The 23,588-nt window shown below is 67.4% G+C and carries 23 protein-coding genes and 1 tRNA gene; 9 read left to right on the top strand and 15 right to left on the bottom strand.

Features of this window, described 5'->3' with window-relative positions:
- Nucleotides 1-46 precede the first annotated feature (46 nt).
- Nucleotides 47-748, top strand: a complete 702-nt coding sequence (locus ON34_RS00940; protein WP_040772808.1) for an RDD family protein — start codon at nucleotides 47-49, stop codon at nucleotides 746-748.
- 74 nt (nucleotides 749-822) lie between these two features.
- Here ON34_RS00940 and ON34_RS00935 read toward each other — a convergent pair whose 3' ends face one another.
- Nucleotides 823-1,338: a DUF4190 domain-containing protein gene (locus ON34_RS00935; RefSeq protein WP_051022025.1), complete on the bottom strand. Its 516-nt coding sequence runs from the start codon at nucleotides 1,336-1,338 to the stop codon at nucleotides 823-825.
- A 29-nt stretch (nucleotides 1,339-1,367) separates the two neighbouring features.
- Here ON34_RS00935 and ON34_RS00930 point away from each other — a divergent pair, with 29 nt between their 5' ends.
- Complete coding sequence (locus ON34_RS00930; protein ID WP_040772805.1) at nucleotides 1,368-2,150, top strand: queuosine precursor transporter; 783 nt, start codon at nucleotides 1,368-1,370, stop codon at nucleotides 2,148-2,150.
- A 127-nt stretch (nucleotides 2,151-2,277) separates the two neighbouring features.
- On the opposite strand, the gene tgt is transcribed toward ON34_RS00930, so the two are convergent.
- From tgt to ON34_RS00905, 5 genes are all read right to left on the bottom strand, one after another.
- Entirely contained in the window at nucleotides 2,278-3,516 is a 1,239-nt protein-coding gene (gene tgt / locus ON34_RS00925; RefSeq protein ID WP_040772803.1) for a tRNA guanosine(34) transglycosylase Tgt, read from the bottom strand.
- Nucleotides 3,517-4,038: 522 nt separating this feature from the next.
- Nucleotides 4,039-5,943, bottom strand: coding sequence for an ABC transporter ATP-binding protein (locus ON34_RS00920; protein ID WP_051021995.1), 1,905 nt, complete (start codon nucleotides 5,941-5,943; stop codon nucleotides 4,039-4,041).
- Nucleotides 5,940-7,673 carry an ABC transporter ATP-binding protein gene (locus tag ON34_RS00915; protein WP_040772799.1) on the bottom strand — a complete coding sequence of 578 codons (1,734 nt, stop codon included), beginning with the start codon at nucleotides 7,671-7,673 and terminating at the stop codon, nucleotides 5,940-5,942. Before ON34_RS00915 ends, ON34_RS00920 begins: the two co-directional genes overlap by 4 nt.
- Before the next feature lie 79 nt (nucleotides 7,674-7,752).
- Nucleotides 7,753-8,256 carry an RrF2 family transcriptional regulator gene (locus tag ON34_RS00910; protein WP_040772797.1) on the bottom strand — a complete coding sequence of 168 codons (504 nt, stop codon included), beginning with the start codon at nucleotides 8,254-8,256 and terminating at the stop codon, nucleotides 7,753-7,755.
- Nucleotides 8,257-8,295: 39 nt separating this feature from the next.
- Nucleotides 8,296-8,889: a TetR/AcrR family transcriptional regulator gene (locus ON34_RS00905; protein WP_040772795.1), complete on the bottom strand. Its 594-nt coding sequence runs from the start codon at nucleotides 8,887-8,889 to the stop codon at nucleotides 8,296-8,298.
- A gap of 202 nt (nucleotides 8,890-9,091) precedes the next feature.
- Between ON34_RS00905 and ON34_RS00900 the strand changes: the two genes are divergently transcribed.
- Nucleotides 9,092-11,386, top strand: coding sequence for an MMPL family transporter (locus ON34_RS00900; RefSeq protein WP_040772794.1), 2,295 nt, complete (start codon nucleotides 9,092-9,094; stop codon nucleotides 11,384-11,386).
- Between the two features lie 88 nt (nucleotides 11,387-11,474).
- On the opposite strand, the gene ON34_RS00895 is transcribed toward ON34_RS00900, so the two are convergent.
- Complete coding sequence (locus tag ON34_RS00895) at nucleotides 11,475-11,702, bottom strand: hypothetical protein (protein ID WP_040772957.1); 228 nt, start codon at nucleotides 11,700-11,702, stop codon at nucleotides 11,475-11,477.
- A 168-nt stretch (nucleotides 11,703-11,870) separates the two neighbouring features.
- Nucleotides 11,871-12,071, bottom strand: coding sequence for a hypothetical protein (locus ON34_RS00890; RefSeq protein WP_040772955.1), 201 nt, complete (start codon nucleotides 12,069-12,071; stop codon nucleotides 11,871-11,873).
- A 180-nt stretch (nucleotides 12,072-12,251) separates the two neighbouring features.
- On the opposite strand from ON34_RS00890, the gene ON34_RS00885 reads away from it, so the two are divergent.
- The 5 genes from ON34_RS00885 to ON34_RS00865 all read left to right on the top strand — a co-directional run bounded on the left by ON34_RS00885 (nucleotide 12,252) and on the right by ON34_RS00865 (nucleotide 16,028).
- Nucleotides 12,252-12,542: a DUF6191 domain-containing protein gene (locus ON34_RS00885; protein ID WP_040772793.1), complete on the top strand. Its 291-nt coding sequence runs from the start codon at nucleotides 12,252-12,254 to the stop codon at nucleotides 12,540-12,542.
- 121 nt (nucleotides 12,543-12,663) lie between these two features.
- The gene (locus ON34_RS00880; RefSeq protein WP_157172135.1) at nucleotides 12,664-12,987 is read left to right on the top strand and encodes a hypothetical protein; all 324 of its coding nucleotides are present in this window, start codon (nucleotides 12,664-12,666) and stop codon (nucleotides 12,985-12,987) included.
- 1 nt (nucleotide 12,988) lies between these two features.
- Nucleotides 12,989-13,606: a carboxymuconolactone decarboxylase family protein gene (locus tag ON34_RS00875; RefSeq protein WP_040772789.1), complete on the top strand. Its 618-nt coding sequence runs from the start codon at nucleotides 12,989-12,991 to the stop codon at nucleotides 13,604-13,606.
- Nucleotides 13,607-13,661: 55 nt separating this feature from the next.
- Complete coding sequence (locus ON34_RS00870) at nucleotides 13,662-15,065, top strand: amidohydrolase family protein (RefSeq protein ID WP_040772787.1); 1,404 nt, start codon at nucleotides 13,662-13,664, stop codon at nucleotides 15,063-15,065.
- Nucleotides 15,066-15,074: 9 nt separating this feature from the next.
- Complete coding sequence (locus tag ON34_RS00865; protein WP_040772783.1) at nucleotides 15,075-16,028, top strand: antibiotic biosynthesis monooxygenase; 954 nt, start codon at nucleotides 15,075-15,077, stop codon at nucleotides 16,026-16,028.
- 3 nt (nucleotides 16,029-16,031) lie between these two features.
- Here ON34_RS00865 and ON34_RS00860 read toward each other — a convergent pair whose 3' ends face one another.
- The 4 genes from ON34_RS00860 to ON34_RS00845 form a co-directional block, all read right to left on the bottom strand.
- Complete coding sequence (locus ON34_RS00860; RefSeq protein ID WP_085996986.1) at nucleotides 16,032-16,487, bottom strand: deaminase; 456 nt, start codon at nucleotides 16,485-16,487, stop codon at nucleotides 16,032-16,034.
- A 192-nt stretch (nucleotides 16,488-16,679) separates the two neighbouring features.
- A tRNA-Ser gene (locus ON34_RS00855) sits at nucleotides 16,680-16,767 on the bottom strand.
- Nucleotides 16,768-16,833: 66 nt separating this feature from the next.
- The gene (locus tag ON34_RS00850) at nucleotides 16,834-17,268 is read right to left on the bottom strand and encodes a nucleoside deaminase (RefSeq protein WP_040772952.1); all 435 of its coding nucleotides are present in this window, start codon (nucleotides 17,266-17,268) and stop codon (nucleotides 16,834-16,836) included.
- Between the two features lie 40 nt (nucleotides 17,269-17,308).
- Nucleotides 17,309-17,848, bottom strand: a complete 540-nt coding sequence (locus tag ON34_RS00845) for a tRNA adenosine deaminase-associated protein (RefSeq protein ID WP_040772781.1) — start codon at nucleotides 17,846-17,848, stop codon at nucleotides 17,309-17,311.
- A 58-nt stretch (nucleotides 17,849-17,906) separates the two neighbouring features.
- On the opposite strand from ON34_RS00845, the gene ON34_RS00840 reads away from it, so the two are divergent.
- The gene (locus ON34_RS00840) at nucleotides 17,907-18,857 is read left to right on the top strand and encodes a prephenate dehydrogenase (RefSeq protein ID WP_040772779.1); all 951 of its coding nucleotides are present in this window, start codon (nucleotides 17,907-17,909) and stop codon (nucleotides 18,855-18,857) included.
- A gap of 338 nt (nucleotides 18,858-19,195) precedes the next feature.
- Here ON34_RS00840 and ON34_RS00835 read toward each other — a convergent pair whose 3' ends face one another.
- Genes ON34_RS00835 through ON34_RS00825 form a run of 3 tightly spaced genes read right to left on the bottom strand, consistent with a single transcriptional unit; the run spans nucleotide 19,196 to nucleotide 23,540 of the window.
- Complete coding sequence (locus ON34_RS00835; RefSeq protein ID WP_083889061.1) at nucleotides 19,196-19,810, bottom strand: putative glycolipid-binding domain-containing protein; 615 nt, start codon at nucleotides 19,808-19,810, stop codon at nucleotides 19,196-19,198.
- A gap of 47 nt (nucleotides 19,811-19,857) precedes the next feature.
- Complete coding sequence (locus ON34_RS00830; RefSeq protein WP_040772777.1) at nucleotides 19,858-21,732, bottom strand: ABC transporter ATP-binding protein; 1,875 nt, start codon at nucleotides 21,730-21,732, stop codon at nucleotides 19,858-19,860.
- 2 nt (nucleotides 21,733-21,734) lie between these two features.
- Complete coding sequence (locus ON34_RS00825; protein WP_040772776.1) at nucleotides 21,735-23,540, bottom strand: ABC transporter ATP-binding protein; 1,806 nt, start codon at nucleotides 23,538-23,540, stop codon at nucleotides 21,735-21,737.
- Nucleotides 23,541-23,588 lie beyond the last annotated feature (48 nt).

The following is a 23,588-nucleotide window of genomic DNA, read 5'->3' as shown; positions in this document are numbered from 1 at the left end:
GTACGCATCGGTCCAACTACTGATCAATCGACGAGGACAAATAACTATGACAAGCGGTGGGTACGACCCCAACCAGTATCCGCAGGGCGGGCAGCCGTATGGGCAGCCGTACCCGCAGGGCGGCGACCAGTACGGCCAGCCTCCGCAGCACGGCCAGCAGCCTCCGCAGTACGGGCAGCAGCCCCCGCAGTACGGGCAGCAGCCCCAGTACGGGCAGCAGCAGCCGCCGCAATACGGCCAGCAGCCGCAGTACGGTCAGCAGCCGCAGTACGGGCAGGACCCCTACGGTCAGTACCCGCAGCAGCCCGGTTTCAACAACTACGGCGGTCAGCCGGGTGACCTCGGCACCCGCATCGGCGCCCGCGTCATCGACGCGATCATTCTGCTGATCCCGTACTTCATCCTGTACGCCCTGGTCAGCGACTCCTTCGGCCTGACCATCGGGCTCAGCCTGGTCTGGACCCTGGTGCAGCTCGGCTACTTCGTCGGCCTGGAGACCTCGCAGGGCGCCACGCTCGGCAAGAAGATCCTCGGCCTGAAGGTGGTCGCCCCCGGCGGCGCGGGCAATGTGGACCCGGTCACCTCGCTGAAGCGCAACCTGTTCATCGCGGCGAACATCATCCCGTGCGTCGGCGGTCTCGTGTCGCTGGGTCTGGTGATCTACATCATCATCACCATCTCCCAGGACCCGAACAAGCAAGGTTGGCACGACAAGTTCGCCGGCGGCACCCAGGTCATCAAGGCCTGAGCCGCGTAGGTCGTCCGAAATGCGCAGGGGCGCACCCATTCGGGTGCGCCCCTGATGCTTTTCCAGCCCGGCGGCTACGCGCTGGAGACCCCAACGACGATCACGACGACGAAATACAGCAGGCCCAGCACGAACGCACCGACACCGATCCAGATGCCCGCGAGCGCCATACCGCGGCCCTCCTGGCCGGACTGCTTGATCTGATTCAGCGCGACGACGCCGAGAATGACGCCGATGATCGAGCCGAGCCCACAGGTGACGAACCCGACCAGCGACGAGATCAGCGCGCCGATCGCCATGCCGTTGGTGCCCTGCGCGGGAGCGCCGTAGGGCTGGTAGGGACTCTGGTAGCCGTAGCTCGGCTGCGGATACGGCTGCGCAGGCTGCTGGTAGGACGGGTACTGCGGCTGCGGAGGCGGCGTCATCGGCTGCGACGGCGGCTGCACCGGGTACTGCGGCGCCGAGGGATAACCCGACGGCTGCTCGGCGCTCGGGTACTGCGGCAGCGAGCTCTGCCCACCGGACTCCGGCGACACGCCTTGGCCGCCGTACTGCTTCCACCATTCGTCGGAGTCCCCGGGATTCGTCATTGCTACAGCGTATTCCACAACCTGGTTTGATGATGCGGGTGAGTGAGTCGAATACCACTGAAGAACACGGCGGGCCTGGGCGCCCCGCGTCGAACCACGCGGCATTCGCCGAGGTGGCGCGGGGGTACTACGCACCGATCGTGGCCCTGTTCACCGCGACCCTGATCATTTCCAACATCTGTGCCACCAAGGGGGTGGAGTTCCTCGGCGATCGCTCGGTGTCGCTGGGGCCGCTGCAAATCCTGCCCATCGCCACCGACGGCGCCTTCTTCCTGTTCCCGCTGGCCTACATCCTCGGCGACGTGCTGAGCGAGGTGTACGGTTTCCGCGCCACCCGGCGCGCGATCTACTACGGTTTCGCCGCCTTGCTGCTGACGGTGGTGTGCTTCGCCATCGCGATCCGACTGCCCGCCGCGAGCTTCTACGAGAACCAGGAGGCGTTCCGCACGGTTCTCGGCACGACGCCCCGGCTCGTCCTCGCAGGGCTGGCCGGATACTTCGTCGGACAGCTGCTGAATTCCGCGACCTTGGTGCTGATCAAGGAGCGAACCAAGGAAAAGTACCTGTGGGCCAGGCTGATCGGATCGACCATCGTCGGCGAGTTCGCGGACACGCTGCTCTTCTGCTCGATCGCCGCGGGCGCCATCGGCATCGACACCTGGCAGCAGTTCGTGAACTACGTGATCGTCGGCTTCCTCTGGAAGACCCTCGTCGAAGTAGTGGTGCTCCCGATCACCTATCGCGTGATCGCATTCCTGAAGAAGCGCGAACCTACTTACGCCCCAACGGAAGTCGCTCCGCTACAAGCCTGAGCAGTGGTTGTTTCGCAGCCCACCTGTGGCTCGCGTTCGAGCGACCGCCGCTGGCGACTTCGCAGCGGACGCGTCGGCCGCGCGGACGCGAGCCCGACACGGGTGAGCCGTTGGTCAGGTCTACAGATCAACCACCATTCCGCCGCCAGCGGCCCAATACTTCTGCTTTGTGCTCGTCGAAGTAGCCGCCCTCGATGCTCTGCCGGATGCGGTCGACCAGGCGCACCGTGAACCGCTCGTTGTGGATCGTGCACAGCGTGGAGGCGAGCATCTCCTTGGCCTTGAACAGGTGGTGGATGTACGCGCGGGTGTAGTTGGCGCAGGTGTAGCAGTCGCAGGTCTCGTCGATCGGAGTGAAGTCGCGCCGGAAACGGCTGGTGTTGATGTTGAACCGGCCGGTGTCGACGTAGATCGCCGCGTTGCGAGCGACCCGGGACGGGTTCACGCAATCGAAGGTGTCCGCGCCGTTCTCGATGGCGGTGAAGACGTCCTCCGGCTCGCTGATGCCGAGCATGTGCCGCGGCTTGTCCTCGGGCAGCTCGTCACAGCACCAGCCGACGATGGCGCCGAGATTGTGCTTCTCCAGCGCCCCGCCGATACCGTAGCCGTCGAACCCCGTTCCCGCGCTGCCCCGGATGGATTCGAGACCGCGACAGGCCTTGCGGCGCAAGTCCTCGTATTGCGCGCCCTGGATGACGGCGAACAGCGCTTGGTACGGGCGGTGCGAGCGTGCGGTGGTCAGCCGCTCGTGTTCGTCTATGCAGCGCTGCGCCCACTCGTGCGTGCGCTGCACCGACTGCTCCTGGTAGGCACGGGTGTTGAGCAGCGTGGTGAGCTCGTCGAAGGCGAACATGATGTCGGCGCCCAGCTGGTGCTGAATGCCCATGGACACCTCGGGGGTGAACCGGTGCACGGAGCCGTCCAGGTGCGAGCGGAAGGTGACGCCGTCGTCGTCCACGGTGGCCAGCCGTTCCTTGCCGGGGGCGATCACGTCGTCGCTGCGGACGTCGACGGCCTCCATCGCGAGCACCTTCTTGAACCCGACGCCCAGCGACATCACCTGGAACCCGCCGCTGTCGGTGAAGGTCGGCCCGGGCCAGTTCATGAACGCGCCGAGTCCACCGGCTTCGTCCACGACGTCGGCGCCCGGCTGTAGGTACAGGTGGTAGGCGTTGGCCAGCAACGCCTGGGCGCCGAGATCGCGCATGGCCTCCGGCAGCACCGCCTTGACCGTCGCCTTGGTGCCCACCGGAATGAACGCGGGCGTAGCGATCGAGCCGTGCGGCGTATCGATCAGACCGGACCGGCCGTGCCGGCCGTCCAGACGCGTACCAACGGTGAAGGAGAACGATTCGGGACCGGACACCCCGCTATCCTCGCAGTTCCCCGGACACCGGCCACACCAGGCCACCGACCAGGGCGCGAACACCCAGCGCCGCAAAGCCCACCACACCGCGAACCGCTGCTGCTGCCGCTACTCGGCAACGCGAGCACACGGCACGCCTCGACTCTCGAGCGAAGCAAGACCTGACTGGCGGCTCAGCTCCATCCGGGCAGGCGAACAACCAGCCGTCGCTGGCACCCCCGACTCCCGAATCCAGGCAAGCGAACAGCCACGTGGCGCTGGCACCCCTGACTGCGAAGCAATGCCTGGCCAGCGGCTCAGCTCTATCCAGGCAAGCGAACAACCAGGCGTCCCGCATGCCCCTCCACGCAACAACATCGGCCCAGCTCCCGGTTTCGAGCGAAGCGAGATCGAGCATTGCTCGTTCGCGGCCCGGCTCGCGTCCGAGCGGCCGCCGCGTCCGCGACGAAGTCGCCAGCGGCGGTCGCTCGGACACGAGCCACAGATGGGCCGCGAACACGCAGCGCCGCAGGCGCTGCCAAATCACACCGCCGCGGCGAACTGGGCGTTGTAGAGGCGGTAGTACGCGCCGCGCTCCTCGAGGAGGCGTTCGTGGGTGCCGTGTTCCACGATCCGGCCGGATTCCATGACGACGATCAGGTCGGCGTCGCGGATGGTGGACAGGCGGTGGGCGATGACGAAACTGGTGCGGTCGCGGCGCAGTGCGGCGGTCGCGTGCTGCACCAGCAGCTCGGTGCGGGTGTCCACCGAGCTGGTGGCCTCGTCCAGGATGAGGATGGACGGTTTGGCCAGGAACGCGCGTGCGATCGTGATCAGCTGTTTCTCGCCCGCGCTGACGCCGGATCCCTCTTCGTCGATGATGGTGTCGTAGCCGTCGGGCAGCGCGTGCACGAAGCGGTCCACGTAGGCGGCGCGCGCCGCGGCGAGGATGTCCTGCTCGCTGGCGTTCGGGTTGCCGTAGGCGATGTTCTCCCGGATGGTGCCGCGGAACAGCCAGGTGTCCTGCAACACCATGCCGATGCGCGAGCGCAGGTGGTCGCGGGTGATCTGGGTGATGTCGACCCCGTCGACGGTGATGGTGCCCGCGTCCAGTTCGTAGAACCGCATGAGCAGGTTCACCAGCGTGGTCTTTCCCGCGCCGGTCGGGCCGACGATCGCGACCACGTGCCCTGGCTCGGCCACCAGCGAGAGCCGCTCGATCACCGGTTTGTCCGGTTCGTAGCGGAACGAGACGGCCTCGAACTCCACCCGGCCGCGATCGACCGGACGGGCATCGTCCATCACCGGATCCGGGGTCTGCTCCTCGGCGTCGAGGATCTCGAAGATCCGTTCGGCCGAGGCGACGCCGGATTGCAGCAGGTTGGCCATCGCGCCGAGCTGGGTGAGCGGCTGGCTGAACTGCCGGGAGTACTGGATGAACGCCTGCACCTCGCCGAGCGAGAGGGTGCCTGTCGCCACCTTCAGGCCGCCGACCAGCGCGACCAGCACGAAGTTCACGTTCCCGAGGAACATGATCGCGGGCATGATCAGCCCAGAGATGAACTGTGCCTTGAAGCTGGCCTGGTAGAGCTCCTCGTTGCGCTTGTCGAACTCCTTGCCGACCTCCCGGTTGCGCCCGAACGCGGTGACCACCTCGTGCCCGGTGTAGGCCTCCTCGACCTGGGCGTTCACCAGGCCGGTGTATTTCCACTGGTTGACGAAGTGCGGCTTGGAGCGTTTGGCGATCTGCGCGGTGACCACGATGGCGGCGGGCACGGTGAGCAGCGCGATCACCGCGAGCATCCACGAGATCCAGAACATCATGATCAGGATGCCGAGCACCGAGAACACCGAGATCAACAGCTGGCTCATGGTCTGCTGCAAGCTCTGCGACACGTTGTCCACGTCGTTGGTCACCCGGCTGAGCACGTCGCCGCGCGGCGCGGAGTCGAAGTAGCGCAACGGAAGCCGGTGGATCTTGTCCTCGACGTCGCTGCGCAGCCGCTTCACCGTCCGGTTGATCACGATGTTGAGCAGGTAGCCCTGCAGCCAGCCGAAGACGGCGGCGCCGAGGTAGAGCACCAGCACCAGCCCGAGGACCCGGGCGACCGCGTCGAAGTCCACGCCCACGCCGGGCACCACGTCCATGGCGCTGAGCATGTCGGCGAGCGTGTCGTCGCCCTTGGCCCGCAACGCTTCTATCGCCTGATCCTTGGTGACGCCCGGCGGGAGCTGCTTGCCGACCACGCCGTCGAAGACCAGGTTGGTCGCCTTGCCGAGAATGTAGGGGCCGAGGGTGTTCAACACCACCGAGGTGATGACCAGCACCACGATCAGGGCGACGTAGACCCGTTCCGGAGCGAGCCTGCGCAGCAGCCGTTTCAGGGAGGGCCCGAACGATTTCGCTTTGGCGTCCGGCGCACCCGGACTGGGCATTCCCGGTCTCATCGTGCCTCCTCGGCACTCAGCTGCGATTCGACGATCTCGCGGTACTCCGAGCAGTCCCGGATCAGCTGCTCATGCGTGCCGATGCCCGCCATCGCGCCGTCCTCGAGCACCACGATCTGATCGGCGTCCCGGATGGTGGCGATGCGCTGGGCCACGATGAGCACCGAGGCATCGGCGGTCTCCGGTTTCAGCGCCTCCCGCAGCCTGGCGTCGGTGGCGACGTCGAGCGCGGAGAACGAGTCGTCGAACAGGTACACCCTCGGCTTCTTCACCAGCGCTCGCGCGATGGCCAGGCGCTGACGCTGGCCGCCGGAGACCGTCGTCCCGCCCTGCGCGACCGGCGTCTGCAGCCCTTGCGGCATCTCCCGGACGAAATCGGCGGCCTGAGCGATCTCCAGGGCGCGCCACAGTTCCTCGTCGGTGGCGTCCGGATTGCCATAGCGCAGATTGCTCGCGATCGTTCCGGAGAACAGATACGCCTTCTGCGGCACGAGCCCGATCTGGGAGCGCAAGAGCTCCAAGTCGATGTGGCGGACGTCGGTGCCGCCGACGTAGACCGCGCCGTCGGTGACGTCCATCAGCCGGGGAATGAGGTTGACCAATGTGGTCTTGCCCGAACCGGTGGAGCCGACGATCGCGGTGGTGGTGCCCGGACGCGCCTGGAACCGAATGGCTTTCAGCACCGGCTTCTCCGCGCCGGGGAAGGCGAACTCGGCGAACCGGAAGTCCACCACCGCCGGGTCGGCGGTGAACGGCTGCGGAAGTCGCGGCGGATGGACCGAGGATTCGGTGTCGAGCACATCGCCGATCCGGTCGGCGGACACCGCGGCGCGGGGCGCCATCATGGCCAGGAACGAGGCCATCATCACGGCCATCAGGATCTGCATGATGTAGGACAGCATCGCGGTGAGCGAGCCGATCTGCATGTGCCCGGCGTCGATCTCGCGTCCACCGAACCAGATCACCGCGACGGCGGTGACATTGCTGATCAGCATCACGGTCGGGAACATCAGCGCCATCAACCGGCCGACGCGCAGCGCGGTGTCGGTCAGTTCGGTGTTGGCCAGCCCGAATCGCCAGGTCTCCTGGCGCTCCCGCACGAACGCCCGGACCACCCGGATACCGGTGATCTGCTCGCGCAGAACCCGATTCACCTCGTCGATCCTGGCCTGCATGTCGCGGAAGCCGGGCACCATCTTGGAGATCAGCACGGCCATGGACAGACCCAGAGCGGGCACCGCGATCAACAGCAGCCAGGACAGCCTGAGATCCTCGCGCAACGCCATGACGATGCCGCCAACGCACATGATCGGCGCCATCACCAGGATGGTCGCCGACATCACGATGAGCAGCTGAACCTGCTGGATATCGTTGGTATTGCGGGTGATCAGCGAGGGCGCGCCGAACATCCCCACTTCGCGGGCGGAGAACGTGCCGACGCGGTGCAGCACCGCGCCGCGCAGATCCCGGCCCGCACCCATCGCCGCCTGCGCGCCGAGATAGACCGACGCGGCCGAGGCGACGATCTGCACGCCGGTTACGGCGAGCATCCACAAACCGGTGGTCCAGATGTAGCCGAGATCGCCTTTGGTGACGCCGTTGTCGATCAGGTCGGCATTCAAGCTCGGCAGGTACAGCATCGCGATCACGGAAACCAGCTGCAGCGCAACGACCCCCGCCAGCTGGGCGCGGTAGGGGTACAGATATGTGCGGAGCAGTCTGATCAGCATGATGAAACGCAGGCTACCGGCAATCGGCGCGACACGTCGCGGGGTTTCCTGACCAGCATGAATGCCCTTCCGTCCGGCATTATCTTCGCGCCCAGGCGCCCGGGTCCTCGGTCAGCGCCTCGATGAATCCGGGCAGCGCGTCGCGGGCGATGTCGTCGATGGTCACGTTCTCCAGCACCGCACGGATGTTGACCCGCAGCGCGATCCACACCCGTTGCAACGCTTCGGCCGAGCCGGAGTAGCGCACGTCTTCCGGCCGCGCACCGCGCACCGACGCGAGCGGGCCCTCGATCGCGCGGATCACGTCGGCAATGGAGATCTCGGCGGCGGGCCTGGCCAGCCAGTAGCCGCCGTCCGGACCGCGTCTGCTGATCACCAGCTCGGCGCGGCGCAGCTCACCGAGCACGGACTCGAGCACCTTGGGCGGGATCCGCTGGGCGGTGGCGATGGCCTCGGCCTTGACCACCGGAGCGGCTTGCAACACAGGCGCGCCGCGCCCGGCCACGGACTGGTTCAGCGGCGGCGCACTGGCGATCTCGAGCAGCGTCCGCACCGCGTAATCGACCTTCGCGGTGATGTGCACAGCGGTGACTCCTGGCGTCCGGAGGTGGGTAGCTCGAATCTACGCGGCGCCACCGACGCCGAGCACACAGGTCGCCGCGTCCAGCAACGACGACTCGACCAGGGAGTCGTCCGCGCCCGGCACCAGTTCCTTGGAGATCAGCGCCACGCCGATCACCTCGAGCGCCGCGCTGGCGCGCAGCTGCGCCTCCTCGGTGGCGTCCGGACCGGCGAGCCAGGTGCGCAGCACCTGACTGGCGTCCATCAGGTCCGGATAGCGGTCGGCCATGGCGTTGATGATCGCCACCGTGTCGCGCACGACCAGGGCACCGGCGTCGCGGTGATGGATCAGACCGCGCAGATAGGTCCGCAGGACCTGGCGGATGCCGTCCGCGTCGTGCTGCACGTGGTCGAGCTCGTCGACGACCGACCGCATGTGATCGACGATCGGGTCGATGATCGCCAGCAGCAGATCGAGCTTCGAAGCGTAGTGATAGTAGAGCGACGCCTTTGTGATTCCCACCGCATCCGCGACCTCGCGCAGGCTGGTCTGCTCGAATCCTTTGGCTCCGAACAGCTTCACCGCGGCGTCGCGAATCGCGGCTTTAGTGCCTCCACCTGCGGAGACAGCGCCGGGTGTGTCACGGACAACCATTCGACGATCCTCTCATCACTCGCCCGCCTGGCGTACGCCGCCCATAAAATAGAGGTTGTACCTCCGCTTACTTCCTGGGTAGTCTACCTACCGCACGGTAGGCAGAAAGCGTCAGTGGAGGCGGGGACATGCAGGGCGCCCCGCGAGTGCTGTCTACAGGCAGAACCAGCACGGTCCCAGTCATCGCTAGGAGTAATCCCTCGTGTCCGTTTACCTGTATAGATGGGGAAAGTTCGCTTTCCGCCGGAAATGGATAGTCCTTCCCGTCTGGCTCGTCTTGTTCGTGCTCCTCGGTGGTTTGGGCGCACAGTTGAGCAAGCCGATGACCAACGACTTCAGCATGCCGGACCTGCCGTCCGCCCGTGCCAACGACATCCTCGACAAGCACTTCCCCGGCGCGTCCGCCGCGTTCAAGTTCGACGCGGTCACCGGCACCTACGTCGTCGCCGCGCCCGAGGGACAGAAGCTGACGGACCCGGCCAACCGTGCGGCGCTGGAAGCGTTCATCGCCAAGCTCGACCAGCTCGACATCGTCGACCACGGCAAGCCGATCACCAACCCCGTCGAAGCGGCCGAGAAGATGGGCTGCCTGACCAGCCCCGACCCGGCGCAGTGCAGCGGCGCACCGCTGAACGTGCTCAGCAAGACCGCGCCGGAGACCGTGGCGGTGATCAACGTCCCGTTCACGATCAAGTCGTTCACCGACGTCACCGACGAGAATCGCGCCGCCGCGTACGACGTGGCCGCCGACGCCCGCAATGCCGGACTCACGGTCGAGATGAGCGGCTCGATCGCGCAGAAGCAGGAGGGGCCGAGCGGCAAATCCGAGATCATCGGCATGGGCGTCGCGCTGGTCGTGATGATCGTGGCGTTCGGCGCCATCGTCGCCGCGTTCGTGCCGATCGTCACCGCGATCGTCGGCCTCGGCGCGGCCACCTCGCTGATCATGCTCGGCACCTCGGTGATCGAGGTCCCCAGCTTCACCACGTTCCTCGCCTCGATGATCGGCATCGCGCTGTCCATCGACTACGCGTTGTTCATCGTGTCCAGGTACAAGCACGAACTGGCGGTGCAGGATTCGCCGGAGGAGGCCGCGGGGACCGCGCTCGGCACGGCCGGTTCCGCGGTGGTGTTCGCCGGTCTGACGGTCATCATCGCGCTGGCGGGCCTGGGCATCGTCGGTGTCGAGTTCATGACCTTCATGGGCTTGGGTGGCGCGATCGCCGCCGGTTTCGCGGTGCTCACCGCCATCACACTGATGCCGGCGCTGCTCGGCGCGTTCGGGCGCTTCCTGTTCAAGCCGAAGCTGCCCGTGGTGGCCCAGCACGACCCCGAGGACGACACCTCGGTCACCAACGGCATGCGATTCGGCCGGCTGATCGGCCGGGCGCCCTGGGCCGCGCTGATCCTCAGCGTCGCGGTGCTCGGCGCGCTCGCCGCCCCCGCGGCCGGTCTGAACCTCGGCCTGCCCGGCGACGACAGCATGCCGAAGACCTCCACCATCCGTAAGGCCTACGAGCTGCGTACCGAAGGCTTCGGCGAGGGCAGCAACGGCGTGCTGAACGTGGCCGCGGACCTCAGCGGCGTGCCCGCCGAGAACCGGGAAGCCGCGGTGAAGGCGCTGCGTGACAAGCTCGCGTCGTACCCCGACATGGACTACGTCACCGAGCCGCAGTGGAGCCAGGACCAGGAGGGCGTGCTGCTGGACGGCGTGCCGAAGTCCGGACCCAACAACCAGGCCACCAAGGACCTGGTGCGCGACGCCAGGGAGGCCGAAGGCGCGCTGAAGGCCGAGTACGGCATCGAATACGGCATCACCGGCACCACGGCCATCTACGCCGATGTGGACCACGTGCTGCTCAGCAAGATCGTGCCCTACCTGGCCATCGTGGCGGGCGCCGCGTTCGTCCTGCTGATCCTGGTGTTCCGGTCGATCCTGGTGCCGCTCACCGCCGCGCTCGGGTTCCTGCTTTCGATGGGCGCGACCTTCGGCGCGACCGTGCTGATCTTCCAGGAAGGCAAGCTCGGCCTGATCGAGGACCCGCATCCGCTGGTCAGCTTCCTGCCGATCATGCTGATCGGCCTGGTGTTCGGCCTCGCGATGGACTACCAGGTCTTCCTGGTGACCCGGATGCGCGAGGAGTTCGTGCACGGCAAGTCGGCCAAGGACGCGGTGGTCTCCGGCTACCACCACGGCGCGCGCGTGGTGACCTCGGCGGCGATCATCATGATCTCGGTGTTCGGTTCGTTCCTGCTGGAGAGCGACGTGACGGCGAAGTCGTTCGGCTTCGCGCTGGCCGCGGGCGTGCTGCTGGACGCGTTCATCGTCCGCATGGTGCTGATCCCGTCGCTGCTGGTGCTGATGGGCAAGTGGTCGTGGTGGATGCCGAAGTGGCTCGACCGGATCCTGCCCGACATCGATGTCGAAGGCTCGAAGCTGCGTGAGCTGCAGCGGCGTTCGGCCGAGACGGCGAAGGTACCGGTCGGCGTCAGCTGATCCGAGGACTGTTCGCTCGGCCCCGCACCCGGACCTCGGGGGCGGGGCCGAGTTCGTTTCCCGGCTCGGACGCGGCGAGTCGTGGGGATTACCGGCTGGGCTCCGGCAGTTCGCAGGCGCCGACCCTGGGATTCACGCCCACGTAATTGAGCGGCCCGGCCAGCGACGTCACGGCGATCGTGCCCCATCCGGCGCAGTCGATCGGGGGCCCGCTGTCGAAACTGTGCCGCTGAGCGGCCGCGAGCAGCCCAATGGCCAGCCACATCAGTAGCAGGAACCCGAGAACTCGGGAGCCTGTTCCGCGCCTGGCCGGCATGCGAGGTTCCTGGTCGCGCATCTCATCGGTTCCTTCCGTGCGCCCCGCGAGCGGGATACCCGGAATTCCCGACAGCTACCTTTTCGAACTGCTGATCATAAGCGTTCCAGCATGTTATAGCCCGGTGGAGTACCCATCCGGCCATCACTCGTCACCCAGTCGGCTGCACTACGGGCTCGGTTGCGGCACATCACAATCGGCGACCTTCGGGTTCACGCCCATGTAGTTGAGCGGTCCCGCGATGACCGTGACGACGATCGTGCCGAAACCGGCACAGTTCACCGGCCCGGTGTCGAAATAGTGGCGTTGTGCCGCGGCGATCACGCCGATCAGCAACCAGATCAAAACGATGATACTTCCGATTCTCATGGTTCTCTCGCGCATCATTCCCACGCGGACTGTTCGACGGCGCATTCGCGTCACGTCCTTCCCGCATTTCCGTATCCGGCGTATACCCCCGATCGCCCCGAATATCCGCCCCCGGAAGGACATTTCTCGAGCGGTTCGCCAGCCGGGCAACCTCGAGGACCGCTGGTAGCTTCGGTATGCATGGCATCGGTGTTGCAGTGGTCGATTCCCGGCTGGGTCATCCTCCTGGTGGTCGTCGCGGTCTACGAACTGACCGTGAACAAACGACGCAGGCGCCGCCGCCGCACCCCCATCTCCGGCACGTTCACCGATGAGTTCACCGCGCTGTTCTACGCCACCAAGCGCCTGGAACTCGATCACCGCGAATCGGTGTCCATGCTGCGTGACGAGCAGGACCAAGGCGCGCCGCCGCTGGTCGGCCTCGACCTCGACCGCCGCACTGTCGTGCTGCGCAAGGATCAGCGCGGGTAGCGAGTCGCCTTGACCCGCCTGCCATAACAGGCGCAGCCGACCGAAGTCCTCCGCCGGGCCGAGCTGAGGCGAGGCGGCCGGATAGCGAGCGGTCACGGCGATGGTGGGCCAGAATGAGGCCATGGGACGCTCGATGGGCGAGAAGTGGCGGCGGTTCGGTGAGCATCTCGAGTCCGCGCCGGGGCGGCTGTCGAGCGAGGTCCGCCGGGCGCTGCGTGCCAAAGCCGCGGGCACGGCCGAGCCGGGCGAGGACGCGGCGCCGGAACTGGCCGCGTTCGCCGATCTGGTCGCGAACCGGTCCTACCGGGTCACCGAGCAGACCATCGCGGCGCTGAAGGCGGCCGGGCACAGCGACGACGAGATCTTCGAGGCGGCCGCGGTTGCCGCCTACGGGGCGGCCGACCGCCGCTACCGCGCGGCGCGCCTGGCCTGGGAGGGACGCTGAAATGTGGCTGGAAGCAGTGAAATCCGGGCACGACCGGCCGACCAGGTTCGTGCTGTGGACGATGCGGCGGTTCAGCGGGGTCGAGGTGCCCGCGGTGCTGAAGGTGCTGTTCTACCGGCATCGGTTCTTCGGTTCGCCGCTGTCGGATCTGATCCAGGACGCGATGCGCGGACCGTCGTACTGGACCGTCGCCGAACGCGAGATCTTCGCGACGCACACCTCCCAGGCCAACGAATGCCCGTTCTGCGCGACCTCGCACGAGGCCATCGCGGGCGCGTACGCCGATGCCGGGGTGGTGACCCGCGCCTTGGCCGATGGCGCCGATTCCCCGCTGCGCCCCGAAGCGCGCGCCATGCTCGGCTTCCTCGCGAAAATGGCCCGTGATCCGGACGGGCTGACCGCCGAGGACGCCGCGCTGGTGCGTCTGGCGGGCGTTTCCGAGGAGGCGTTCGACGAGGCGGTCTGGGTGGGCACCTGCTTCAATGTGATCAACCGGATGATGAACACCGTCGGAGCCGGTCCCCTGGACGAGAAGCAACGCCCCCTGAGCGCACGATTCATCAAACTCGTCGGCTATCGCATGCCCCCGCCGGTGACGTTGTTCTCCCGCGGCGTCTGATTGCATTTCGCCCGATCCGCTGCCGAGCGGAGTTGATCTATGGTCTCCTCGAAGAGTGAGCCAAGTCCACTTGGGGCACATTTTCCACATCGCCGGTAGTCCCGTTACCGGCGAAGTCGCCGACGCGCTGGTCGCCGTGCCGGATGGGGCGCTGATAATCGACGACGGCGGGCGCATCGCATACTGCGGCAGCAGAACCGATATTCCGGCCGACTACCGCGGCGAAAATGTGTTCGATCATCGCCCCGGCTTCCTTCTGCCGGGGTTCGTCGACACCCACATTCATTTCCCGCAGACTTTCGCAGGCGACGCATACGGCGGCGGCCAACTGTTGGAGTGGCTCGAACGATGCATCTATCCCTCGGAATCCCGTTATGCCGAACCGGAATTCGCGCAACGGGCGGCGGTGGAATTCTGCGAGCGACGCATCGCGGCGGGCACCACGGCGGCGATGGTCTTCGGCTCGGCTTTTCCCCACGCGCAAGACGCACTCTTCGCCGAGACCCAGCGGCGCGGTCTGCGCATGGTCGGCGGCCGCGGCATCCAGACGACGGGGGAACGATCGGCGGCGTCGCTGATCACCACCGAGGACGATGCCATCCGCCTGACGAGCGAGGAAATCGACAAATGGCACGCGGCCGACACCGGCGATGTGGGCACGGCATTGCTGCACGTGGCGGTCGTCCCGCGGTTCTCACTCGCGGTCACCCGCGAAACGTTGAAAAGCCTTGGTGAACTGTACGATTCGGTGCGCGATCGGGGCGTCTATTTCCACAGCCATCTCAACGAGAACAACCGTCCGGGAACCGGAGAGGTCGACAGCACCAAGCAGGCATACGACGTGGCCACCTACCTGGACACCTACGACGGGAAATTCCTGCCGGGATCCGCCGAGGGCGGCAAGAGCATGCTCGGCAGGCGCAGCATCCTCGCCCACTGTGTGCACTGCCAGGACGTGGAACTGCGGCGGATGGCCGAGACCGGCACGTCGATCGCGCACTGCCCGGTGTCTCAGCAGTTCCTCGGATCCGGCACGATGCCGTGGAAACGCACGATCGCATCGGGCGTCACGGTGGCCGCGGGCACCGATTTCGGCGGCGGTGACGAATGGCTGATCCCCCAGGTGTTGTCGGCGGCGTTCAAGGTGCACATCTCCGAACCGGGCGAAGACGGGGTGTCGATGCACCCGGCGGAAATGCTCTTCACCGGCACGCTGGCGGGGGCCCGGGCCCTCGACATGGAAAACCGGTTCGGGAACTTCGACATCGGCAAGGAAGCGGATTTCGTCGTCGTCAACCCAGCTCTGGTTCCGTCGCTGGAAAGCGCGCTGGCATACGGGATTCGTTCGGAAGAGCCCGCATTGGCACGGGATCAGACATTGTTCGCTTTGCTGATGGGTCTCCGCGAGCCCGCGATCGCCGCGGTCTACGTGCGGGGTCGCCGCATCGACCTCCACTAGAAGCCGTCCATGGACGCTGCCGCCACCGCCGTCACTGTCTTCCACCGCCCCGCCGACGACGCGGGTTTTCGATCCTGGCTGGCACGGATGACCGAAATCGCCGAAAGTCGCGAGGGATTCATGAGTGCCTCCATTGCGATGACCGAGGATCCGCTGCTGGAGCCGGGTTTCAGCGTCACGTTTCGGTCCGAACGACTGCTGCACCATTTCCTGGATTCCGCGGAGCGAGCACGCTGGCTGGGTGAAGGCGAGTCGCTCGGATTTCGTCGCAAGAGCTCGGACCTGATCATCGTCGACGGAGAAATGCCGCCACCGGGGATCGGTGTATTCCGGCACAGCGTGACCCGCGGCAAAGAAGCCGAATTCGCGGCGACCGAAGCGCGACTCGTCGCGGTGAGTTCGGAGTTCCCGGGATTCGAGGGCGCGGCCCTCTTCCCGCCCGGCCATAACGGGCGCTGGTTTTCGGTGTTGCGATTCCGGACGGGAGGCCAGCTGTCGGACTGGATGCGCTCGGAGGAACGCGCCGCCGCCTTGCCGGAGTTACGCGCGAAACTGACCGAGGACTTCACCGTGGCGGCACACACCACGCCGTTCGGGTCCACCGTGCGAACGGTCGACGGCGCGACCCGGATGACGCCGACGTGGAAGACCGCCATGTTGGTGCTGCTGGTGCTGTATCCGACGGTGATGACGCTGTCGCGATTCCTGGGCCCGGTGCTGGACCGGATCGGAGCGCAGCCGTGGCTGGCGATGTGGCTGAGCCAGATCGTCAGTGTCGGGCTGATGAGCTATTTTCTGTCCCCTGCGGTCGCGGCGCGGTTCCGGCGCTGGCTCGATCCGATCGACGGCGCGGGCTGGCGGATCAGCGCCGCCGGCGCCGCGGTGATCGTCGTGCTCTACGCGCTGACGCTGCTGCTGTTCGCTTCGGCGAAATGGCTCCAGTACTGGGACTACGACCAGTGAGCGCTAGGACAGGTCGAGGTGCCGGTTCATCGACATCGCCGCCTCCGCCAGCTCGGGCAGCTCGATCACCGTGACGCCCGCCTGCTGGAGCTTTTCCACACCGACGCAGTTCGCGACGAACGTCGACGGCTCCCGCCACGCGATCACCGCCACCGGGATACCGGCCCGCAGTATCCGGTCGGTGCAAGGCAGGCGGGTCTTGGTCGCGCGCTCCGAGCACGGCTCCAGCGTGCTGTAGAGCGTGGCCCGCGCCAATCGCGGGTCGGCCGCGTCGAGCTTGTTCAGCGCGGCCTCCTCGGCGTGTTCCTTCGGATCGGTCTCACGGGAGTACCCGGCGGAGATCTCCATACCGTCGGCGACGATCACCGCGCCCACCGAGAACGCGCCTTCGACCACCGGGCACAGGCGCGCGAGCTCGATAGCCCGGTTCATCCAGTAGTGATGGTCTGGTCCGGTCACCGCGTGGCCTCCTTCGGCTGATAGCGCCTCGTCCGGCGGAGCAAACCACTCACCAGCGCGAATCTACGGGACGTTACTCGAACTCTGCCCAGCCCGACGACGGGCGGGTTGTGGGTGTTGCACCCTACACAAGATATGACGAAACGAGCCCGGCTCATGCTCTCCATGAGCATGAGCCGGGCACGAGTGCAGCGGTGGCGGAGGGATTTGAACCCTCGGAGGGGGGTTACCCCTCACACGCTTTCGAGGCGTGCTCCTTAGGCCGCTCGGACACGCCACCGCCGACAACCATACCGGACCGTCGCCGGATCGCTAAATCGCCTGGTGACCTGGGATGACGCCGCGCTCAGCGCTGGGCGCGGAAGAACTCGTCGAGCAACGCCGCGCACTCGGCCTCGAGCACGCCGCCGCGCACTTCGGGTCGATGATTGAGCCGACGGTCCCGAACCACGTCCCACAGCGAGCCGACGGCACCGGTCTTCGGCTCCCACGCGCCGAAAATCAACCGGCCGACCCGGGCCAGCACCAGCGCGCCCGCGCACATCGTGCACGGTTCCAGCGTGACGGCGAGGGTAGCGCCTTCCAGCCGCCACCCGTCGCCGTGAACCGCGGCCGCGCGGCGCAGCGCCAGGATCTCGGCATGCGCGGTCGGGTCACCGAGCGCTTCCCTGGCGTTCGCCGCGCGGGCGAGTTCCCTTCCGGTGGAGTCGAACACCACCGCGCCGACGGGTACGTCCCGCTCCCCCGCGGCGGCCGCGGCGTCGAGGGCGACGCGCATCATCTCGACGTCCGACGGAATCGCCTCCGGCAGAACTGGCACGTCAGCGCGGCAGCTTGTCCAGCACCGCGGAGAATTCGCCTGCGAAGCCCAGCCGCTGGGCGATCATGCCGAGTTGCTCATCCGGGTAGAGGTCGGTCTCGGCGAGGATGACGCTCAGCACCGGCTCGGGCAGGCCGAGATCGGCGAGCACACCGAGGTCGCCCTCCTCCCACGGCTCGACGTCGTCGAGCTCGTCCGGGTCGATGTCGGGGATGTCGACGTTCAACGCCTCCAGGACGTCGGCGGCGATGTCGTAATCGATCGCGGCCGTCGCGTCCGACACCAGCATGCGGGTGCCACTGGGCGCGGGCCGTAGCACGATGAAGAACTCGTCGTCGATGTCGAGCAGGCCGAATACCGCCCCGGAGCTGCGCAAAGCCTTGAGTTCGTTTTCCGCGGCGGACAAATCGGTGAGCGCGGCCCGGCTCAGCGGGCTGCATCGCCACTTGCCTTCCTCGCGGACAACCGCCACTGCGAACCCTTCCACGTCGTCGAAATCTTCCGACGCCGCCCTGTTCGTGCCCGAGCGCTGTGCTGCCATGGCCGCAACGGTAGTCTGCTCGAGCTGAAATGTTGAAGTCGTATGCCAATCTGTTCCGGTGACTTCGGCGAAGAAAGCACCCGTGTGTGTCCTCGGGACGGGCCTGATCGGTGGGTCGTTGCTGCGCGCGGCCGTCGCCGCGGGCTATGCCTGCTGGGGATACAACCGCTCGGCCTCGGGTGCGCGGGCCGCACGCGCCGACGGATTCGACGTCACCGAAGACTTGACCGCCACGTTGCGACGCGCCGCGGAAACGGACGCGCTGATCGTGGTCGCGGTGCCGATGCCCGCGGTGGAGCGGATGCTCTCCGCGATCGCCACCTACGCGCCGGGCTGCACGCTCACCGACGTGGTGAGCGTGAAGGCGCCGGTCGCGGCGGCCGTGCGCGCGCACGGTCTGGCCGACCGGTACGTCGGCGGTCATCCGATGGCGGGCACCGCCGAATCCGGATGGGCCGCGACCGATCCGGAACTGTTCCGCGACGCGGTGTGGGCTGTCGGCGTGGACGAGGGAACGCACGCCGAACCGTGGAGCCGCGTAGTGCGGCTCGCCCTGGACTGCGGAGCCGTGGTGGTCCCGGTCGTGGCCGCGGAGCATGATCGCGCCGTGGCCCGCATCTCCCACCTTCCGCATGTGCTCGCCGAGGCGCTGGCCACGGCTGGCGCCGCGGGCGGCGAGCTCGCGCTCGGCCTCGCGGCCGGATCGTTCCGCGATGGAACTCGGGTCGCCGGTACCGCGCCGGATCTGGTGCGCGCGATCTGCGAACCGAATTCCGCCGCGCTGCTGGAAGTTCTGGACGAAACACTCCGAGTGCTCGGCTCGGCGCGCGAGAGCCTGCGTGAGAAGCAATCCCTCGCGGACCTGGTCGAAGCGGGCCACGACGCACGACAACGCTACGAATCGGCGCGGCGCTGGGAGGTCACCGATGTCCGGCCAGGTGCTCCCAACTGGCTGGAGGACTTGCGCGCGGCTGGAAACCGTGGCGGCGTCATCACCCGGCTGGGCTGAACGGCGCGGTCAGATGGTTACCCGCCGCGACGACAGAATTGGCGGGAAACTCACGCAGCCGAGAAGCGCGGCGGCATCCTCACCTGAGGGGGCTGAACCGCGCGGTTGGAACCCGTTCAGCCCGGCACAACCACCACCGCCTGCAAGGACAACGTGAGGTGCTGAACTGAACGCCCGCCGACTGACGCGCCCTTCCCTCGTCGAGTGACGTATACGAGCCCGCTGTCGACTTGCACCTCCCGTGTCTCGGCATGGCGTTCATACCGGCGCGCACAGCCGACGATCCGAAACGCGCAGCGCACGGCTCGCGAGCGCGATATCTCGGTCGTCGGGTCCGGTCAGATGCGCTCGGCCAGGCCCGGGTAGTCCAGCAGGAAGCCGTCGGCGTCGACGGTGACGGTCGCGCTGGAGACCGGGGACAGCACGCTGATGCCGTCGGCCGCGCTGCTGTAGATCAGCGTGGCCTCCTGGACGAGCAGGTCGGGCAGGCGGACGTAGACCACCGGGACCTGCACGTCCTCGACCGCGTGCTGGAGGTCGTAGCGGCGGATCGGCAGGGTGTTGAAGAACGGGCTGAGCACCACGTCCACGTCCAGCGCGCCCGCGAAGGTGGAGCGCACGTGGTTGCCACCCGCGTCGATGAGCCAGTAGTTCTCCTCGTCGCGTGCGATCGAGGCGTGCCGCTCACCGGCGGCCGTCGTGGTACGCAGCGAGAGGCGCTTCGTGGCGCCGTTCTCGTCGGTGACCAGGTCATATGACGCGCTGAACGCGGGATGTTCCGCACACGCGCCGCCGATCATGCGCCCGGCGGCTCGGATGCGGTTGCCGTTGAGCGTCACCCGCACCGACTCCATCCGCGACGCGTCGTGGGCGCGCCAGGTGAGGATCGCCGGCCACCGGGATTCCTGCGGGCTCTCGGCGCGGCTCTCGGGGTCGGAGGCTTGGGTCGTCACGTATCTACCGTAAGCGACATTCAGCCCACACCCGCATACCTCGCGCATCACACCAGCGACTCCCGCCACGCGGCGTGCAAGCCCGCGAACCGGCCGGTACCCGCGATCAGAGCGTCCGGTGCGCCGTCCTCGACGATCCGGCCCGATTCGAGCACCAGCACCCGGTCCGCGATCGCCACCGTGGACAACCGGTGCGCGATGATCACCGCCGTGCGCCCGCGCAGCACGGTCTCCAACGCCCGCTGCACCAGCCGCTCGCTCGGGATGTCCAGGCTCGAGGTGGCCTCGTCCAGCACGATCACGGCCGGATCGGCCAGGAACACCCGCGCGAACGCGACCAGCTGCCGCTGACCCGCCGAGAGCCTGCCTCCGCGTTTGCGCACGTCGGTGGCGAAGCCCTCGGGCAGCGCCCGCACGAAGTCGTGCAGACCCACCGCACGTGCCGCGGCGAACACCTCCGCGTCGGTGGCCTCGGGCCTGCCGAGCCGGATGTTGTCGGCCACCGAGCCGGAGAACAGGTAGGACTCCTGGGTGACCATCACCACGTTGCGCCGCAGATCGGCGTCGGACAGGTCGCGCAGGTCGACGCCGTCCAGGGTGACCGTGCCGCCGGACGGGTCGTAGAACCGCGTCAGCAGCTTGGCCAGCGTGGACTTGCCCGCCCCGGTGGCGCCCACCAGCGCGATCACCTGACCGGCCGGGATCTCCAGGGTGAACTCGGGCAGCACCGGACGCGAATCCGCGCCGTACCCGAACCACACCTGGTCCATCCGCAGCGCACCGGACGCCTTGCCCAAGGCCACCGGCTTCGCTGGCTCCGGCACCGAGGGCTGCTCCTCCAGCACGCCCGAGATCTTCTCCAGCGCCGCCGCGGCGGACTGGTAGGCGTTGAACACCTGGGCGAGTTCGTCCAGCGGACCGTAGAACTGGTTGAGATACAGCAGGTAGGCCGCGAGTACGCCGACCGCGAGGTCGCCCTCGATCACCCGCCACGCGCCGACCACGATGATGGTCACCGTGGTCAGGTTGCCGAGCAGTTTGGTCAGTCCGGCGTAATCGCCCATGCCGCGCATGGCCGCGGTGGTCGCCTCGCGGAATTCGGCGTCCTCGATGGCGAGCACCGATTCGTTGCGCTGCTCGCGGCGAAACGCCTGCACCGCTCGCATGCCGCCCATCGACTCGACGAACTGCACCACCACCTTCGCGATCGCGCCGCGGGTGCGGCGGTAGCCCGCCCGCTGCCTGCGCTGCGCCCAGCGGGTGACCAGCACCAGCGGGACGAAGCCGGCCAGCACGATCGCGGCGAGGACCTGGTCCAGGTAGATCAGCAACGCCGCGATGGTCAGCACCGAGAGGATCGCGCTCAACGCCTGGTTGAGCGCGCTCTCCAGCAGATCCTGCAGGGTCTCGATATCGCCGGTGAGCCGGGCGACCACCTTGCCCGAGGTGTACTTCTCGTGGAAGGCGACGCTGAGGCGCTGCATATGCGTGAACGAGCGCACCCGCAGGTCGAACAGCACGCTCTGGCTCAGCCTGCCGGACACCCGGAGGAAGGAGAAGGTGGTGAGCACGCCCACCAGCACCGACCCGAGGTACCCGGCCACGGACCAGGCCAGCGGCGCCCAGTCGCCGGCGGCGCCGCGCGCGATGCCGGTGTCCAAACCGTGCGCGATGAACAGCGGCGCCGACACCATGGCGATGTTGTCCACCACGATGAGCACCAGCGCGAGGGCGGCCAGCTTGCGGTAGGGCCGGACCAGCTCGACCAGCAGCCGCCGGGACCGACCGGCCAGCACCAGGTTTCCGGTCTCGGTGATCTCCTTATCCTCGCTGGCGATACCGCGCCAGTCGGCCGCCTCGTCCTTTCGGCCCGAATCATCCTGCGCCGATTCGTCTTTCGAAACGATCGTCTCGGTGCTCATGGCTACTCACCTCCCATCAGTTCTCGGTATCTCTTGCTGGTCCGCAGCAGCTGGTCGTGGGTTCCCTCCGCGACGATCCGGCCGTCGGCGAGCACCGCCACCCGATCGGCCAGCGCCGCCGTGGACGGACGGTGCGCGACCAGCAGCGTCGTCGCGTCGGCCAGCACGGTGCGCAGCCGCGCCTGCACCCGCTCCTCGGTTTCCACGTCCAGCGCGGACAGCGGGTCGTCGAGCACCATGATCCGGCTGCGCTTTCCCGCACCGGTGAGCACCGCGCGGGCCAGCGCGAGCCGCTGGCGCTGACCACCGGACAGACTCAGGCCCTGCTCGCCGATCCTGGTGTCCAATCCCCAGGGCAGGTTGTCCACGAACTCGGTCGCCTGGGCCACCTCCAGTGCGCGGCGCACATCGGCGTCGGTGGCGGACGGATCGCCGAGCGCTACGTTCTCCCGCACGCTCGCCGAGAACAGCACCGGGTCCTCGAACGCCACCGACACCAGTGAGCGCAGGTCGGCGACCCGCATCGTGGCGATGTCGATGCCGTCGATGGTGATCGCGCCACCGGTCACGTCGTACAGGCGCGGAATCAGGTTGAGCAGTGCCGTCTTCCCTGCGCCGGTCGCGCCGACCAGTGCCACCGTCTCGCCGGGACGCACCTTCAGCGAGACATCTTCCAGCACCGCATTTTCGGCGTCTGGAAAGGCGAAACGTACACCCGTCAAACGCAGTTCGCCATCGACCCGCTCCGGCAGGTCGACCGGCTCGGCCGGGTCGGTGATGTCGATCGGCGTATCGATGATCTCCCAATACCGGTCGGCGGCGGTACGCGCGTCGTTCAGCTCGGCGAGCAGGAAGCCGGTCCAGATGATCGGCCACTGCAGGAAAGTCGCCAGCGTGATGCCCGCGACCAGCGTGCCGAGCGTCATCGTGCCGTGCGCGACCGCGTAACCGCCGTAGCCGAGCGCGAACGCGATGGCCAGCTGCGGCAAGCTCACCATGCCCGACCACAGCGTCGCGTCCAATCGCGCTTTCACCATCTCGGTCTCCCGCAGCTCACGCGCTTGGGCGGTGAACCGGCGGCCGAAGAACACGCCGCGGCCGAACGCCTTCAGCACCCGCACACCCTGCGCCGACTCCTCGGCGGTGGTGGCCAGGTCACCGGCCTGATCCTGGGAACGCCGCGAGGCCACCGAGTACCGGCGTTCGAAACGAACACAGATGACTACCAACGGGATCGACACGATCGCGAAGATCAGGCCGATTCGCCAGCTCAGCGCGACGAGCGCGACGAACCCGACCGGGATGATCACGGTGTGGACGAGCAGGAACGGCCCCGCGAACGACACGAAACGCCGCATGGTGGACAGGTCGTCCACCGCACGCGACAGCAGCTGACCCGACTCCCAGGCGTCGTGCCTGCCGATCGCCAGCGCCTGCAACTTGCGGAATATCTTGGCGCGCAAGGTGATCTCGAAGCGCGTGGCCGGCGCGGCGATCAGCCAGCGGCGTCCCCACACGCCGCCCGCCTCCGCCAGACCGAGCAGCAAGACAACGGCCACCGGACCGATGGCGCCGGCGAGATCGCGATGCGCGACCGGACCATCGATGATCCGCGCGATCATCAGTGGAATCACGATGGAGGTGAGGTTCGCGAGCATCGCGAGACCGCTCGCGGCGAGCAGCATCCCGACGTGCGGACGCAGGTACGGCCAGAACCGCCGCAGCGAATGTCCGCGGCCCGCGGTGGCGGACCGCTCCGGTCTGTCGGCCTCCGGTTCGGCCGATGAAATATCCAGTGCGACAGACAAAACTCCCCCTCAGCTATCTGACTGGCGACGTGGAACGGGCCCCTCGGC

Origin of the sequence: Nocardia pneumoniae NBRC 100136 (assembly GCF_000308755.1) — a bacterium.
Lineage (GTDB): Bacteria > Actinomycetota > Actinomycetes > Mycobacteriales > Mycobacteriaceae > Nocardia > Nocardia pneumoniae.
The sequence above is the reverse complement of the archived record's forward strand: the minus strand, read 5'-3'. Positions and strand labels throughout refer to the sequence as shown.

Bases quoted from the DNA above. Each gene is read 5' to 3' on its own strand.
- ON34_RS00940 (WP_040772808.1), top strand. From the start codon at position 47: ATGACAAGCGGTGGGTACGACCCCAACCAGTATCCGCAGGGCGGGCAG.
- ON34_RS00845 (WP_040772781.1), bottom strand. From the start codon at position 17,848: ATGGCAGCACAGCGCTCGGGCACGAACAGGGCGGCGTCGGAAGATTTC.
- ON34_RS00880 (WP_157172135.1), top strand. From the start codon at position 12,664: ATGGGACGCTCGATGGGCGAGAAGTGGCGGCGGTTCGGTGAGCATCTC.
- ON34_RS00875 (WP_040772789.1), top strand. From the start codon at position 12,989: ATGTGGCTGGAAGCAGTGAAATCCGGGCACGACCGGCCGACCAGGTTC.
- ON34_RS00830 (WP_040772777.1), bottom strand. From the start codon at position 21,732: ATGAGCACCGAGACGATCGTTTCGAAAGACGAATCGGCGCAGGATGAT.
- ON34_RS00865 (WP_040772783.1), top strand. From the start codon at position 15,075: ATGGACGCTGCCGCCACCGCCGTCACTGTCTTCCACCGCCCCGCCGAC.
- ON34_RS00930 (WP_040772805.1), top strand. From the start codon at position 1,368: ATGATGCGGGTGAGTGAGTCGAATACCACTGAAGAACACGGCGGGCCT.
- ON34_RS00885 (WP_040772793.1), top strand. From the start codon at position 12,252: ATGGCATCGGTGTTGCAGTGGTCGATTCCCGGCTGGGTCATCCTCCTG.
- ON34_RS00920 (WP_051021995.1), bottom strand. From the start codon at position 5,943: ATGAGACCGGGAATGCCCAGTCCGGGTGCGCCGGACGCCAAAGCGAAA.
- ON34_RS00935 (WP_051022025.1), bottom strand. From the start codon at position 1,338: ATGACGAATCCCGGGGACTCCGACGAATGGTGGAAGCAGTACGGCGGC.
- ON34_RS00850 (WP_040772952.1), bottom strand. From the start codon at position 17,268: ATGATGCGCGTCGCCCTCGACGCCGCGGCCGCCGCGGGGGAGCGGGAC.
- ON34_RS00915 (WP_040772799.1), bottom strand. From the start codon at position 7,673: ATGCTGATCAGACTGCTCCGCACATATCTGTACCCCTACCGCGCCCAG.
- ON34_RS00895 (WP_040772957.1), bottom strand. From the start codon at position 11,702: ATGCCGGCCAGGCGCGGAACAGGCTCCCGAGTTCTCGGGTTCCTGCTA.
- ON34_RS00890 (WP_040772955.1), bottom strand. From the start codon at position 12,071: ATGAGAATCGGAAGTATCATCGTTTTGATCTGGTTGCTGATCGGCGTG.
- ON34_RS00905 (WP_040772795.1), bottom strand. From the start codon at position 8,889: ATGGTTGTCCGTGACACACCCGGCGCTGTCTCCGCAGGTGGAGGCACT.